This window comes from Bdellovibrio bacteriovorus str. Tiberius (assembly GCF_000317895.1).
GTDB classification, from domain to species: domain Bacteria; phylum Bdellovibrionota; class Bdellovibrionia; order Bdellovibrionales; family Bdellovibrionaceae; genus Bdellovibrio; species Bdellovibrio bacteriovorus_F.
The window spans coordinates 1,435,528-1,450,140 of the sequence record NC_019567.1 but is presented as its reverse complement, the minus strand read 5'-3'; the positions used below and the strand labels follow the sequence as shown (position 1 = coordinate 1,450,140).

General features: G+C 51.4%; 12 protein-coding genes. 5 read left to right on the top strand and 7 right to left on the bottom strand.

Features of this window, described 5'->3' with window-relative positions:
• Positions 1-88 precede the first annotated feature (88 nt).
• The 3 genes from BDT_RS06925 to BDT_RS06915 all read right to left on the bottom strand — a co-directional run bounded on the left by BDT_RS06925 (position 89) and on the right by BDT_RS06915 (position 3,250).
• Complete coding sequence (locus BDT_RS06925; RefSeq protein ID WP_015090533.1) at positions 89-862, bottom strand: hypothetical protein; 774 nt, start codon at positions 860-862, stop codon at positions 89-91.
• A 116-nt stretch (positions 863-978) separates the two neighbouring features.
• The gene (locus BDT_RS06920) at positions 979-2,613 is read right to left on the bottom strand and encodes a hypothetical protein (RefSeq protein ID WP_041577301.1); all 1,635 of its coding nucleotides are present in this window, start codon (positions 2,611-2,613) and stop codon (positions 979-981) included.
• Complete coding sequence (locus BDT_RS06915; protein WP_015090531.1) at positions 2,600-3,250, bottom strand: hypothetical protein; 651 nt, start codon at positions 3,248-3,250, stop codon at positions 2,600-2,602. Before BDT_RS06915 ends, BDT_RS06920 begins: the two co-directional genes overlap by 14 nt.
• A gap of 154 nt (positions 3,251-3,404) precedes the next feature.
• Between BDT_RS06915 and BDT_RS06910 the strand changes: the two genes are divergently transcribed.
• The gene (locus BDT_RS06910; RefSeq protein ID WP_015090530.1) at positions 3,405-5,006 is read left to right on the top strand and encodes a tryptophan halogenase family protein; all 1,602 of its coding nucleotides are present in this window, start codon (positions 3,405-3,407) and stop codon (positions 5,004-5,006) included.
• Here BDT_RS06910 and BDT_RS06905 read toward each other — a convergent pair.
• Positions 5,003-5,617: a tRNA-uridine aminocarboxypropyltransferase gene (locus BDT_RS06905; RefSeq protein WP_015090529.1), complete on the bottom strand. Its 615-nt coding sequence runs from the start codon at positions 5,615-5,617 to the stop codon at positions 5,003-5,005. The two genes, BDT_RS06910 and BDT_RS06905, sit on opposite strands and share 4 nt — an antisense overlap.
• A gap of 168 nt (positions 5,618-5,785) precedes the next feature.
• On the opposite strand from BDT_RS06905, the gene BDT_RS06900 reads away from it, so the two are divergent.
• Complete coding sequence (locus tag BDT_RS06900) at positions 5,786-6,412, top strand: hypothetical protein (RefSeq protein ID WP_148278749.1); 627 nt, start codon at positions 5,786-5,788, stop codon at positions 6,410-6,412.
• On the opposite strand, the gene BDT_RS06895 is transcribed toward BDT_RS06900, so the two are convergent.
• Together BDT_RS06895 and BDT_RS06890 are read right to left on the bottom strand one after the other, a co-directional pair.
• On the bottom strand, positions 6,409-7,689 hold the full coding sequence (locus tag BDT_RS06895; RefSeq protein WP_015090526.1) for a trans-sulfuration enzyme family protein: 1,281 nt from the start codon (positions 7,687-7,689) through the stop codon (positions 6,409-6,411). The two genes, BDT_RS06900 and BDT_RS06895, sit on opposite strands and share 4 nt — an antisense overlap.
• 65 nt (positions 7,690-7,754) lie before the next feature.
• Positions 7,755-8,429, bottom strand: coding sequence for a glycerophosphodiester phosphodiesterase (locus BDT_RS06890; RefSeq protein WP_015090525.1), 675 nt, complete (start codon positions 8,427-8,429; stop codon positions 7,755-7,757).
• Positions 8,430-8,496: 67 nt separating this feature from the next.
• Here BDT_RS06890 and BDT_RS06885 point away from each other — a divergent pair, with 67 nt between their 5' ends.
• Genes BDT_RS06885 through BDT_RS06875 form a run of 3 tightly spaced genes read left to right on the top strand, consistent with a single transcriptional unit; the run spans position 8,497 to position 11,968 of the window.
• Entirely contained in the window at positions 8,497-9,063 is a 567-nt protein-coding gene (locus BDT_RS06885; RefSeq protein ID WP_235046291.1) for a YaeQ family protein, read from the top strand.
• Positions 9,060-9,779 (top strand): pseudouridine synthase, encoded by a 720-nt coding sequence (locus tag BDT_RS06880; protein WP_015090523.1) that lies wholly within the window; start codon positions 9,060-9,062, stop codon positions 9,777-9,779. Before BDT_RS06885 ends, BDT_RS06880 begins: the two co-directional genes overlap by 4 nt.
• Before the next feature lie 50 nt (positions 9,780-9,829).
• Entirely contained in the window at positions 9,830-11,968 is a 2,139-nt protein-coding gene (locus tag BDT_RS06875) for a hybrid sensor histidine kinase/response regulator (RefSeq protein ID WP_015090522.1), read from the top strand.
• Here the strand turns inward: BDT_RS06875 and BDT_RS06870 are convergent.
• A complete protein-coding gene (locus tag BDT_RS06870; protein WP_148278748.1) occupies positions 11,965-14,553 on the bottom strand; it encodes a PAS domain-containing hybrid sensor histidine kinase/response regulator in 2,589 nt (862 codons plus the stop codon). The two genes, BDT_RS06875 and BDT_RS06870, sit on opposite strands and share 4 nt — an antisense overlap.
• Positions 14,554-14,613 lie beyond the last annotated feature (60 nt).

Sequence of the window (14,613 nt, the reverse complement as noted above, 5' to 3'; positions counted from 1 at the left end):
GCCGCTGGGGAATCTATCAAAGAGTTATGAAAACTCCTAGGAATTGATCCGTGTCAAATTCCTGGACAGTATTAATTTCAGTTAATGTTTACAGGAACAATTGAGAGCAGCGCTGAACGAACTTATCAGACGAACTGACGCGTGTTTTACGGAACATTTCAAACATGTCTTTGAAGTAGCTATTATAAAAAGGATCAAACAATCCACCCCGTTTGGTGTTGTATTCCCAAGAGCTTGGGCCGATCTTGGCCGGACGAGTAACGTACATGCGAAGTTTTTTGTCAGTCGAATATCCCGTGAAGCGCGAGAACCATTCTTCCAGAAGCATCGGCTTGCCAGTGAATGTGTCTACAGCATACCAGCCATTTTTATCCTTCGCACGAACCACAGTCGTCACATGGAACTGCCAGTCCACCCCGTTTTTCATCGGGCCCACGATAAAGACTTTTTTTATCGCTTGCGAATCTACGCCATGGCGAAGCAGTTCCAAATGTGCATACAGGGCCCGCCCGAAGCAGAAACCACGAATGCCATCGGGATCATACTTGGAATGCCCACGATTGCCGGTGATGTCATTTTGATTGGTCATCTGCACAATCCTCAAAGCCTGCTCGTACGTGACACCCTCGGCGCGGCCATTGGTTGTGGGCTTGAAGTTGCGGATTTCTTCCATCAACTGACGATTGGATTCATCGATGTTGTCACCGCGGCGGATTTCAGAATCCCGCAGGTCATACAGATTGGCGCGATAATCAATTTGATCCCAGGAATGCTGGGCAAAGGCCGGAAAAGACAGCACCGTCAGAAGTGCCATCAACACCGTCGGAAGATTAAAATGTCCTGCCACGTTCAACTTGCTCATGGGCCTCACCTGGGTTTTGCGAGGATTTAAGCAAATTGTTTGCCCCGCAAAACAGGCGCCAGCTCGGATATAGGAATTCTGACAAGGCCCCGCCTGCCCAAGACCTGACGTAGAGCCTATTTTTGGCTTGAGTGAGGAACGACCGGGGATTTCAAAGCCGGATTATGGATGATCGCAAAGTCGACAATGTCCGGCCCCTGAAGTTCGATTTGCTCTGCCCTGCCATACGGCCGCAGGAACAGGTGCCCGTCGTCATTCAACTGACCATGAATCTTTAAACCTTGCAGATACTTGACCGAACGTCCCGGGATCTTAAAGTCCACCGCCTCGGTCGTGTATGTCGTGCGGGAATTGTATTCATCCAGCTCTTCATAGAAAGACTTGGCCACGCGAAGTTCGCCTGTGCGAGTCAGCAGGAACAAGTCCTCATACAACACTCCGCCGGTTCCCTGCTGCCAGCCCCGGGAATCCTGCAGTCCTTCCGGTTTTTTAAACCAGTCAGACGAGAAAGTATCATGGGCCAAAAGCCACGCACCCCCGTCAGCCCCCAGAAACACACTGTCCCCGTACTGCGCCAGGAAGTAGCTTTCAAACGCCGGATAATTCGTCATGTCTTTGGCGGGAATCATATCCACCAATTCAAATTTCATCTTGCCTGCTAAAAGTTTTGAAACTTTGTAAATACCACCGTCCGTTTTAAACGTATGCCGGGTGCGATTGATTTCGCCTGGAATCGTGATTCGAGCGGCATCCCACACCGGCATATCCGCGATCAGCTCGGGGTTGTAGTCCTTGAAACCTTCGCGGATCGACCAGCTATAGACATGCGCTTTATCTGAAAACAGAATCAAACCGCTATTGCGCGGACTAAATCCAAGACGCTGAATTTTTTCACCGGCTGAGCGCAGTTTCATTTCAATCGGTTTGAAAGATTTTGCGGTGGCATCAACCACATACACTTGCCCCTGACGCCCCAGGGCCAGCAAAACGTCGGTTTTTTGCGAGACTTCCACCGGCAGTTCGTTAAAGCGGCTGGCCAGTACGGTCAGTGCCGAAGACATCATGAATTCTTTGTCAGCCGGGCTCAGGCCTTTGCCGTACATCGCAAGACCGGCTTGCAACAGAACTTCGTAAGAGTAAGCACCGGCATCTTTTTCAGTCGTGCCAAACCGGGCATCACAGCCCCCGGTTGAAAACGGAATGTCCCCACCCCGACACTGCACATGTCGTGGAGAATAGCTGACAGAATGCCGGGCCTCATGAATCAGAGTCGAAATGGCTTCGAGCGGTTCAGAGCCAAAGAAGTATCCGCCCAGATAGATGGACTGCTCCGAAGACATGTTATAAGCAATGGAGCCTGTTTGATTCAGATCCAAATTCAACCTGCGCGAATTCTTGGCGACATACCCAAGCAAATCCCCCAGGTCGTGCTGAAAACTGGGCAGCCAGTCTGCCGGGGCTTCGATGCGCAATTGATCCATCAACAAAAGAATCTTTCCCAGTTTCGCCCGATAGGAATCATCACAGGCCTCGGAGCCTTCTGGAATCACCAAAGACACCTTGCGCGCCATCTCGTGGTATTTTTCCTCGGATGGACAAGCCAGGTTTTCAATAACATTCACACTGGGCACGGATTCAGATGAAAGATCCAGACTGAATTCTGAAGCTTCCGGCATCCAGCGGCCGAAAACAAAGCCCGCCACTATCACCAAACCAAATAGTCCCCAAGAAAGCCACTTAGCGTTTTTCACGCAGAACCTCCTCGACAATTTCAGCTTCGGATTTGATCGACAGGGCCACCACGCGGGTGTCCAGACGGCGGTAATACGCTTCTTTTTCTGACGGAGTCAGAGCCGACTTCAGATTTCGAAACACCTGACGTTTGACGATCCAGTTTTCTTGCGGATTTTCCAGAACCTGGCGATAGAAAGTGCGAAGCTCCGGTGCCATCACCGAGCTGGGTGCCCGACGCAGGGGGGCCTGCTGACCCAGGGCCTTTAGTATTCCCAGACGCTCCACCATCACGGCGCGGTGATGCTTTTCGACCCGAGGATATGGTTTGGCGAAAAGACCGCTGATTTTTTGCAAATCCTGTGGGTTCAGATTTTGAAGCACCTTTTTATCAAACAGCGCGCTGAACAGGGCTCCGCCCTTCAGAGTTTCCACCGCGCGGGGCTGCCATTGGGTTGGGGTTGCCATTTTCACAGGCTGTGGGGTTGAAGCTGCTACCGTCACCGGTGTCTTTGCGGCAGTTGCCTTCACCCCGGCTTGCGGGATTTCGGTACGGGCTGGTGGCAGCACGGACCGGCTTTTTTTACCTGCCCAGAAAAAAGCAGCAAACAACAACGTGGCAACAGGGAGGTAAACCCAGTAAGGACTTTTCTTCATTGGTGTTTTATCGGAATTTCGGTCCGGTAATATCACGGGCGAAGGTCCTAAAAGCCTGTTCTATTTTAAGACAGTGTCGGTACATTTTACCTGCACCGGGGGCCTTTATCTCTGAAGTTGCAAATCACTGAATTCACAGGCAGATTACCGACCCATGAACACACTTTCTGACCATATCGACAATGCCTTTGATTTAAGCTATTTGAACTTTCCAAAATGCCCGCCGACGGACATCAAAACCATCGGCATTTTAGGTGGCGGCACCGCCGGATATCTCGCAGCCCTGGCGCTTAAAAAGTATCACCCCGAAGTTGAAGTCACCGTTATTGAGTCCAGCAAAATTCCAGTCATCGGCGTCGGCGAATCCACCACCACCGAGATCGTGCCGTTCCTGCACCGCGGCCTTGAGATCGACCCGGCGGATTTCTTCCGTGAAGTCCAGCCGACGTTGAAGTTCGGTATTCGTTTTGACTGGGGCTGCCCGGGTGATTACAAATTCAATTTCAGCTTCTTTGCCGGACACCAGTACGAGTCCTACTACTATGAAAACGACATCAAGAATTCCAACTGGCCATCGGTGTTGATGAATGAAAATAAAATTCCGATCATTCGCAACAAAAACGGAACTTTGACTTCATTCCTGGCAAGCATTCCGTTTTCCTACCACATCGACAACAAGAACCTGATCCGCTTCCTGAACAAGGAGGTCAAAAGCCGCGGCATTGACATTCTGGATGCCGAAGTTCACGAAGTGAAACTGGATGACCGTGGGTATGTGGCATCTTTGGAATCAAAGGAAGGTCACAGTCTTTCCTATGATCTGTACATCGACTGCTCTGGCTTCCGCTCCAAGATTCTGGGTCAGGCGCTAAAAACGGAATTCACACCGTTCACAGACACTTTGGTCACGGACCGCGCACTGACCTTTGATCTGCCCAACAAAGATGTCGTGGATTGCTACACATCTGTGATTACCATGAACAATGGCTGGTGCTGGAAGATCCCGATGCGCACTGAAGACCACTATGGTTATGTGTTCTCGTCCAAGTTCTGTGACGAGGAAACTGCTTTGGCTGAAGCCCGCGCCCGCTTCGGTCATTTTGAAAAATACAAAATGGTTGAATTCCGTTCGGGTCGTCATACTCAAGCCTGGGTGAAAAACGTGTTTTCTTTGGGGAACTCTTACGGGTTTATTGAGCCTTTGGAATCCACTGCCATTCAGACGGCTGTTCACAGCATCAATGTTTTGTGCCGTTTGATGCCTAAAACCCTGGACGATCAGATTTCCATCTCGGGTATCAACAATGAAATCGCGGTGACGTGGGACACTTTCCGCTGGTTTGTGGGCATGCACTATAAGTTCAACAAGAAACTGGACACTCCGTTCTGGAAGCACTGCCGTGAAAAGACCAACATCGGACACGCACAAACCATCATGGACCTGTTCAATCAAAGACCACCTCTAAGCGCAGGGAACTTTGGATCCAACTCTCAGTTCACGGCGACAGAGGCACTGGTCTTTAACAGCTACAGTTATGACACTTTGATTTTCGGACAAAAAGAAGTTCACAAACCTCTGGCCGCACCGGAAATGAGCAAGGAAGAATACTTCGGCAAACTGAAGTCCTATCAAGAATTGACCAGCCGTTCCCTGTCACTGTTTGAATTGTTCAAAGGGGATCATCTGTTTGAAGATGAGATCCTGGAGCAGCTCTTCAATGACACTGACACCTGGATCATGGAAGCCGACGTCTAAGTCGGCTTCGGCAGAACTCCCCGTCCCATCAAGGTTCTTTTTAATTTTTCCTGATATAATTCCATCAGGGCCCCACCGACTGCGGGGCCTTCCGCCACCAAAAAAGCCTGCGCAATCGCCTGCAAAGTCGCCATACCTTCTTCGGTCGTTTCCGCCCGCAAGTGGTGCTGGGATTTATTGGGCGCACTGATCATCACTCGCGGAATCCCGGCAATTTCAGGATGGCGGGTGTTGACCTTGCTGGCCTGGCGCCAGTTCCCATCCGGCACAATCAATTGCAAAGGACGCGGGTCTTCGGCCATAAATTCGGCATTCAGTTCGCGCGCATCTTCCGCGGGGAAAAACAAAACCGTGCGGTATTCAGGCACCAGCAAATCAGAAAGGTCCAAAGCCTCCTGACTGTCTCCGCGCACACGCATCTCGCTGTTAAGCAAAGACTTGATCGCCAGACGACCGGTGTTAGTGGTGCGCTTTAGTTCTTTGGCGTGAATCACCAGACACAAACGGGTGCGGGATTCCAGTTGAGGTATCAAACTGCAAAGGCACAAATCCCGGTGCAGGAAACATTCAGGGCAAGGGTCTTTGGTTTTGCGTTTTCGTTGCTGGATCATCACCTCACCCTGCCCGCAAAGGCCGCCGTGATCAACAAATTGACACACTCATGGGGCAAAAAAACCCTGAGCCGGGCTCTAATTCCAACGGGAAGGACTCTGCCGGTGGCATGGCCTTGGCATTTCCCATTCATGATGAATTTTAAGGCTTCAGCCAAAGGATGAAACATGAAATTGCCCGTAATGCTGCCAACCCTGTTCACCCTGCTAATGACCTGCACCGCAATGGCGGCAGAAACACGCCTGCAACCCAGTGCCGAGAGGCACCTGATTCAGGGGCAAGCTCCGGTTTCCACCGAAATTTCAGCCATGGCCTTTTATTCCCCGGCGTTCACCTTCAATAAAAAGATGGATGCTTCTGTTTGTAAATTTGCTGAAGACCGCATGAGCCCGGCCGGACACGATCGCACACTGGTCATCAAGGCCCAGCGCCAGGAAGACGGCCGCTATACTGTGAAAGTTCCGACGAAGGGTCAGCGTGGCGCATGCCCGTATGTATTAACTTCGGTCTATCTGGATTTGAATGACGCCAAAGTCAGTCAGAACCTAAGCCTGTCCACGGAAAAAGAAATCCAGCAAACCCGCGACGCTTTGTCTGACGTCACAGAACTGGATCCGGTGACTCCGTTTGAAAAAATCGGTACTATCTATTGTGAATTCGAATCCGAATTTGAGATTGGCCTTTGCCATGTCGCCGACGGCCTGCCAGAGATGAGCTACCAAATCTCTGACACTGCCACCAGCTATGCTCTGGATGTGAAGGACGAATCTCAGCGTCCTCCCCGCGAATTCTAGATTTTTTTGAGGGCCTCGTGCAGGTCCTCAATAATGTCATTCACGTTTTCAAGACCGATACTAAGGCGGATGGCGCGCGGGTCAATACCGCTGTCGCCCCGTTTGTCATCCGGGATCGCCGAGTGGGTCATAAACCCAGGTACCTCAATCAAAGTCTTTGTCAGGCCCAAGCTGACGGCCAAAGTGATCGAATAAGAATTTTTGGCGATATCGTCGACAAACTTCTGACACTTTTTCATGTCACCTTTAAGCTGGAAGGAAATCATCGTGCCCGGAGCAAACTTTCCTTCTGGTGATTTCAGGTATTTTTTCGCCAGTTTATGTTGAGCATGACTTTTCAGGCCCGGATACGTGACGCTGGCCACTTTCGGATGAGCTTCCAGGAATTTTGCCACAGCCGTTGCTGAAGCCTGTTGCTGTTCAAAGCGAATCGCTTGGGTGGAAATACCGTACACCAGAATGTGCCAAGCTGAATAAGGGTGGATGATCGCGCCAAAATCCTTGCGGGCCACGCGCAGAATACTTTCATGCGATCTTGGGGCAATCACCGCCCCGCCCATTTCAGTACCGAAACCAGAAATATTTTTGGTCAGACTCTGAATCACAAAGTCCACGTTCCATTCCACCGGACGAAGTGCCCACGGTGTCGCGAAAGTGTTGTCCACGACGGTGTAGATCTGATTGTCTTTACCGCGTTTTTTGTTGGCCGCTTTCACCAGCGCCGTGATCTTTTCCAGATCGGCGATTTCCAGGATAGGATTCGATACGGATTCAAAGTACACCACGCGTGTGGCCGGGTCCGCCAGCTGCAGTGCCAGATTTTTAAAGTCATTCACGTCCATCAGATGCGTGGAAATATTCAAACGCGGCAGCCAGTTCGTCAAAAGACTGTAAGTGCAACCGTACAAAGTTTTATGGGCAATGACTTTTTGGCCGGAAGAAAGCAATGACATCAGGGTGGAGGCAATTGCGCCCATACCGCTGCCGAAGGTCACCGCGCACTCGCCTTTTTCCAGAAGTGCCAATTGGTCTTCCAGCATTTTTGTTGTTGGTTCTTCCAGACGGTCATAGATCCAGATCGGCTTTTCTTCGCCTTTCTGGGCACCGAAAGTACTAAAACCTTCTGCGCCCCTTTGCAGGGATTCCAGACGGAAAGTCGTCGACGCCGTCATCGGCGGAATCAAATGGTGAGAGAACTCCCATGATTTTGAAAGGAACTCTCCGTGTATGGCTTGAGTTCTTGGTGACTTGGATTTGGCCGCTTTTTTCTTGGTCATTGGATCCCCACAAATTGTATGGGGATCACTAGAGCACAGGTTCTAATTGAAGGAAAGCTCTAGTCTTAAGACCACGACGCGGCGGTAAATGGGACGTCTGTTCCCAGACAATCCACGCCAATGCGCTTCATTTTCTGGAACGTGGCTTCGTCATTGGCATTCCACGCCGTGACCGTGAATCCCGCTGCATGGCATTCAGCCACCAACTGCTGATCAATCCAGTTCACACTGAGCGATATTCCCTGCGCCCCGGCACTTTCCATTATTTGCACCGGATTCAGCGGCAAACCAAACAGCAAACATGTGGTCTTGATCGCGGAATGGTCACGGAATTCACGCAGCCACCGATGATTGAAAGAAATGACGGTCAGTCGTTCTGACGGGAAATTATTTTTCAAAAGTTCAGCCAGAACCTTAAAGTTCCCCGACGATTTCACCTCGATCTGCAACTCGGTCTGAGCACCTTTGAAAAGTTCCAAAACCTGTTCCAAGCGCGGCAACAGGTCGCCCTCTTTGGTGCGAACATTGGAAAGCTCGTTCCAGGTGCAGGCATCCACCCGGCCCGTGCTGATGGTAGTGCGATCCAAAGTGTCGTCGTGATGAACCACCCACACCCCGTCCTGGGATTCGTGAATGTCGAATTCCACGGCGGCTACGCCGGATTGCAAAGCAAACTCAAAAGAACGCAAAGTGTTTTCTGGTGCCCGGTCCCGAGCCCCGCGATGTCCCATCATTTTCATAGCGCCATTGAAGCAAAAAAACCGCTTTCGGGGCAATCTTTTCTCGCTTTCACTGGGGAAAACCCCTATGCTACGCCCCATGGCACAACCCTCTAAACTGTACCGGTTTCGGATTGATCTTTCCGATATCGACCGCGGCATTTATGAACAGCTTGATTTCCGTCTGGCGATGCATCCGTCCGAGTCCATGCCCTATATGCTAACGCGTGCGCTGGCTTATGCCTGCAATTATTCAGAAGCCCTGGAGTTTTCAGCACAGGGTTTGGGCGATCCTGAGTCCGCGGCCCTGAGCCACAGCGATGCCACCAGCGGCCGAACACTTTTGTGGATTGAAATCGGAAATCCCAGTCCGAAAAAACTGCACAAAGCTTCAAAGGCCTCGCAAGCCGTGAAAATCTACACTTACAAAGATGCCACCCAGATTTTGCGCGACTGCGAAAAAGAAAATGTGCACCAGCCCGAAAAGATTGAAATCTATCAGCTGAATGACAAATTTCTGACGGCCCTGGGCGAAGAAAGTTCACGCGAGTTTCGTTTCAGCCTGATGGTGCAGGAGGGGGCCCTGACCGTCACCCGCGGTGAAGAAATTCTGAATACGGAATTCAAAAGGTATTATCTGAAAGACCCGGCATGAGCAGTGAAAGCCCCTTGAAAATCATCTATCAGGATGAAAACTTTTTTGCGATCGACAAACCGTCTGGATTCTTCGTGCACCCGCCCGAACTGTCCCCTTATCCCGTTCCCAAAGAACGTATTTGTCTGTGGCATCTGCGCAAGATGTTCCGAAAAGATGTCTTTCCGGTGCACCGTCTGGACGCGCCGACCAGCGGGATTGTTCTGTTTGCCATGAGCCGCCAGGACGCGCGCGAGCTGAATTTTCTTTTTGCTGAACGCCGCATGCACAAAACCTATCATGCCGTGGTTCGCGGTTTTGTGCCTGAATCCGGCAGCATTGATTTGCCTCTGGAAGTCGACGAAGGACAAAGCATTGTCGAAGCCCAAACGGTGTTCCACAGTCTGGCGCAGGTGGAACTTCCCTATGCGGTAGGTAAAAAATATCCGACTTCACGCTACTCTCTGGTGCAGGCTCATCCTGTCACTGGCCGCTGGCATCAGATTCGACGTCATTTTGACCGCATTGCGCACCCTCTGCTGGGGGACATCGAACACGGTGATTCGCACCACAATCGCTTCTTCAGAGACACTTTAGACATCAAAGGACTGTGTTTAAAGGCGACCAAGATCGAAATGGACAGTCCGTGGAACGGAAACAGAGTCGTCATCGAAGCTCCGCCCTGCGAGAAATGGGATCAAATTCACAAGCTGTTCTCTTGGCAACCGCCAACATGAAGCCGATGCAATTTGCCTAAAAAACCTCGCCCTTGTAATATCACAGTCAAATGGCGAACAAAACGGATCTTCCATCCCTCACTTCGAACAATTCCAATTACGAATCCCTGGATTTGGCTGTTCGCAAGATTGATCTTATCTATCGCCAGAACATCAATGGCGTGATCGTCATTTTCGCCAATGCCGCGGCCTTTTTGTATATCTCCTGGAACAATGTCTCCCATGCGTTTTCAATCACCTGGGTGTCTGTGCTGTTCACTTCGGTGCTGATCCGCCTGTCGATGCTGTATCGCTGGAACCGGGTGAAACCCACGTTGCGCCATGTGGATGAAACCCATTTCTGGCATCGCACCATGTGCGGACTGCTGCTGGTGTCGGGTCTTTGCTGGGCGGCTGTGGGATTGGTTGCGCCCTACGGATCCACCACTCAGCAAATTCTGACAGCGCTGCTGGTGTGCTCCATGTCAGCTGGAGCCATGATCACCTATGTGTCATCCCGCGTGGCAATGATGTGTGTTGTGGCGCCCGCGATGCTGGGCTGGGGAATTGGCTACGTGACTTCAGGACAGCAGCACCATCTGCTGGTGGGCATGCTGGTGATGGTTTACTGCGGGCTGATGATTGTCATGGGTAAAAACCTGAATCAGGCGATCATCAAGCTTCTGACTCTGGATACGAAGCTGCAAAAAAATGAAGAGCATCTGCGCATGTCCATGGCGTCTTCCGATGCTTTGACCTGGGACTGGGACATGGTCACCGACAGCTTGCACTGCGAAGGCAACGCGGCTTTGTTCCCGCAGGGTACCGAACAGCTGAAGACCCTGCTGAAAGAAAACCGCAGTACCACCCTGGAGCTGGATACGGAAGCCATCCTGACCGACAGGTTTGGTTCCGCCCGTCACGTGGCTCTGAAAGGCCGCTTCTATCGCAACTCGGACAATGTGCCTTATCGCGCCACCGGGATCGCCTGGGACATCACCACCAAACGCAACGAAGAACTTTTGCGCCGTGAACGTGACCTGCACGAAGCTGCCAACAACGCCAAATCCGTTTTGCTTGCCAATGCCAGCCACGAAATTCGCACTCCACTGGCTGCGATCCTGGGGTTTGCTGACACCCTGTTGCGCAACCCTCACCTGGATGATCAAAGCCGCCGGGATGTGCAGTCCATTCACCGTCAGGGAAATTTCATGGCCTCGCTGGTCAATGATCTGCTGGATCTTTCCAAGATCGAAACCAATCGTTTGTATATTCAAAAAGCCCCGATGAATCCGGCGCGTGAACTGGAGGACTCTTTGAGTGTCATTCGTTCGGCGCTGGAGGATCAAAAACATGACATCCAGATTTACTATGAATCCCAGATTCCCGAGATCATCGATTCTGACTCTGTCCGCTTTCGGCAGGTGCTGATCAATCTTTTGTCCAACGCCGTGAAGTTCACCCATCAAGGCACCATCACGGTGCGCGTGGCTTTTTATTCTGACACGAACAACACCGGACATCTTACCATCTGTGTGACTGATACCGGAATGGGGATGGACGAAGCCACACAAAACAATCTGTTCCAGCCCTTTGTTCGTGGTGAAAGCGCGGAAGTTCAACGGGTGCAGGGCTCGGGGTTGGGACTGGCGCTTTCTGAACGTCTCGCGCGCATGATGAACGGACGTTTGCGACTGGTCACTTCCGCGCCGGGTAAAGGCAGCACCTTTGAACTGTCCCTGAATGTGGGACCGGTTCACGACTTGAAACTGGTGGCGCCTTCGAAACAAAAAGTTCAGACTTTAGACCGCGTGAAAATCGCCAAAGAAACCGGATTCCTGAAAGACCGTCGTGTGCTGGTGGTGGATGATTCAGAAGACCTGCGTCTGCTGATGAACCGCTATCTGCAAAAGCAGGGTGCCGATGTCGACACCGCGGAAAACGGCGAAGAGGCCGTCAACAAAGCCATGGCCCGCCCGTTTGATGTGATCCTGATGGATATTAAAATGCCTGTGATGGACGGGTATAAGGCCACCACCCACCTGCGCAACAAGGGCTACAAGCGACCGATTGTGGCTTTGACCGCCCAAGCAAGCGTTGAAGGACAGAAAAAGTCCATGGAGTATGGCTTTGACGGATACTTAAGCAAGCCCGTTGATATGAATCTCTTGAATGATATCCTGACCCGAGTGCAGGGACCGCTGAACTAAAGCTCGGCCTCAGGCGACTTCGGCTTTGGAAAATCCAGACTTAACACCCGCTTCAATTCTGTCCGATCCAAAGGTTTTTGCAAATAGCCGTCAAACCCCGCAGCCAGGCATTTTTCGCGATCGCCCTTCATCGCATGGGCAGTCAATGCGACGATAGGTCCCCGATAACCTTGTGTGCGCAGTTTTTTCAGCGCCTGGAATCCGTCCATCTCGGGCATTTGAATGTCCATCAGAATCAGACTGTAGGGTTTGTCCAGGGCCTTGCGCACGGCTTCGGCACCATTTTCTGCGGTCTCGATACGGTTTTCCGGAACTCCGGCGCGAACAATGAATCGTCTGAACAGCTCGCGATTGTCCACGGCATCGTCCACCACCAAAATGCTTTCAACCTGTTTGGCCGACACGACCACCGCGTCTTCGCTCTTTTTGCGATGATCTGTCCCCTGAATTCCAGTCACTTCCTTGCCTAAAATTGAAATCAGGAAACTGCTGCCGATCCCGGCGGAGCTGGTGTTTAAGATCACGTCCCCGCCCAACAGCCGTGCAAGCTTGCGAGAAAGAAACAGGCCAAGGCCCGTTCCACCAAAGCGGCGCGTGGTCGAGCTGTCCGCTTGGGAAAAAGGCTGAAACAGGTTGTTGCGTTGTTCGGCTGAAATCCCAATTCCCGTATCAGTAACCAGAAACTCGATGCGCTGACGCCCGTCACGACGTTTGCCATTGCGTGAGCGAGCTTCCATCTCGACGTATCCCGTATCCGTGAACTTGATGGCGTTACCGATCACATTGATCAGGATCTGACGAAGTCTTGTGGGATCAGACTTGATCTTTTTCGGCAAATCCCCCAAACGAAGCCTTAATTCGATGCCCTTTTCTTCGGCGCGCCCGCGCAGCAGGTGTATCACATCCCGCAAAAGATCCGGCAGATCAAAAACGATGCTTTCAATCTGAATCCGTTCAGACTCCACTTTCGAAATATCCAAAATCTCGTCCACGATGTGCAGCAGTTGCTGTCCGTTGCGCAACACTGTTTCGACGGCCTCTTTCTGTTCTTCCCGCAGGCTTTCATCCTCTTTCAAAATCTCGGCAAAACCCAGCATGGCCCCCAACGGAGTGCGAATTTCGTGACTGACGTTGGCTAAAAATGCGGTCTTGGCGCGACTGGCTTCCTGGGCCCGGTAATAAAGCCGCGAGTTTTCAATCAATACCGCCAGACGACGGCCGATTTCCTCGGCCATGCTTTGATCTATCGCGGAAAAGTGCCTTGTGGCGGAAGTCGAAATCAGACTGATGGCCCCCAGAGGCTTTTCATCGCGCAGTAAAATCGGAACGGTCATAAAGGCTTCGGCGTGAATGGGCCGTTCAGTCATGGCTGCCTCAGGGCCGAATGCAGCTTTCAAAAACTGATCCAGATTCACATCATTGATAATTTCAGTTTTGCGGGAGCGCATGACCTCGGCGGCCCCATACGGAGCATCCCAGCGCATGGGGAAGCGCTCCCGCCAGCGCTGAATGAACTCGGTATCTTCCCGCTCTTTAGCTGCGACCTGAGTGTGGGAAATCTCTGTACCCTCTTCATCCATCAAATCCACAATGCAGATATCCGCCAGTGTCGGAATGGATTTTTCGGTGAAAGCCTTTAGAATATTTTCCAGATCAAAAGACTGCGTCATCGCAAAGGTCAGGTCTGACAAAAAGCCCATATGCTGGGCGCGCTGTTCAGCAGCACTGCGTGCGATCTGCTCTTTGACCAGAACGGCCCGCTGTTTTTCCGCCATCTTCAGTTCGGTGATGTCTTCAGAAACCCCCAGCAAATACTGGGCACGGCCTTCCTTGTCAAAAACTGGAATTTTGCGGGTGTGCAAATAGCGCACACCGCGTGTGGTGTTGATTTCCTCTTCAGGAATATCCACGACGCGGGATTCTTTCAAAACATCGCGGTCCTTGGAGGTGAAAAAGTCCGCCTGTTCCTTCGAGAAAAAATCATAGTCATTTTTTCCAATCAACTGCGCCCGTGGAATACCAATCAGATCTTCACCCGCTTTGTTGAACCGGACAAAACGCAGATCCTGGGCATCTTTAACAAAAACCATCGTGGGCATATTTTCAAATATCGCCGCCAGAAATGATTCTGATTCAACCAGTTGCCGGGTGCGTTCGGCTACGCGTTCCTCCAATTGAGCTTTGGCCTCTTCAAGCTTTCGTTCGCTGTCTTTTTGCTGGGTGACGTCCTGAACCAGAGTGATCACGGTTCCGTCTTCAAACATTGTCAGGCCCAGCCGCACCGGTACCAGATGACCATCTTTGTGAATGTATTCTTTTTCAAATACCGGCACAGATCCCGTGGTTCTTAAAAGCTCGGCCACGTGCTGGCTTTGCGCTAGATACTTGGGATGAGTCAGTGTTTTCCAGTTCAATTTTCCGGCTTTCAGATCGTCGCGACCATAACCGACCATTTCCAAAAAATAGTCGTTTGCATCCAGAATCTGGCCATTCATATCAGTCGAAAGGATACCCACCATTTTGGATTCAAAAATGGTCTTGTAACGACGCCACAGCTGATTGTTCATTTCCTGTTCTGCTGGCATGAAAGCTCCCCCCACCATGGTAAAAGAGCTTCCTGAAACCGTCATCGCCCCCCGGAAAGG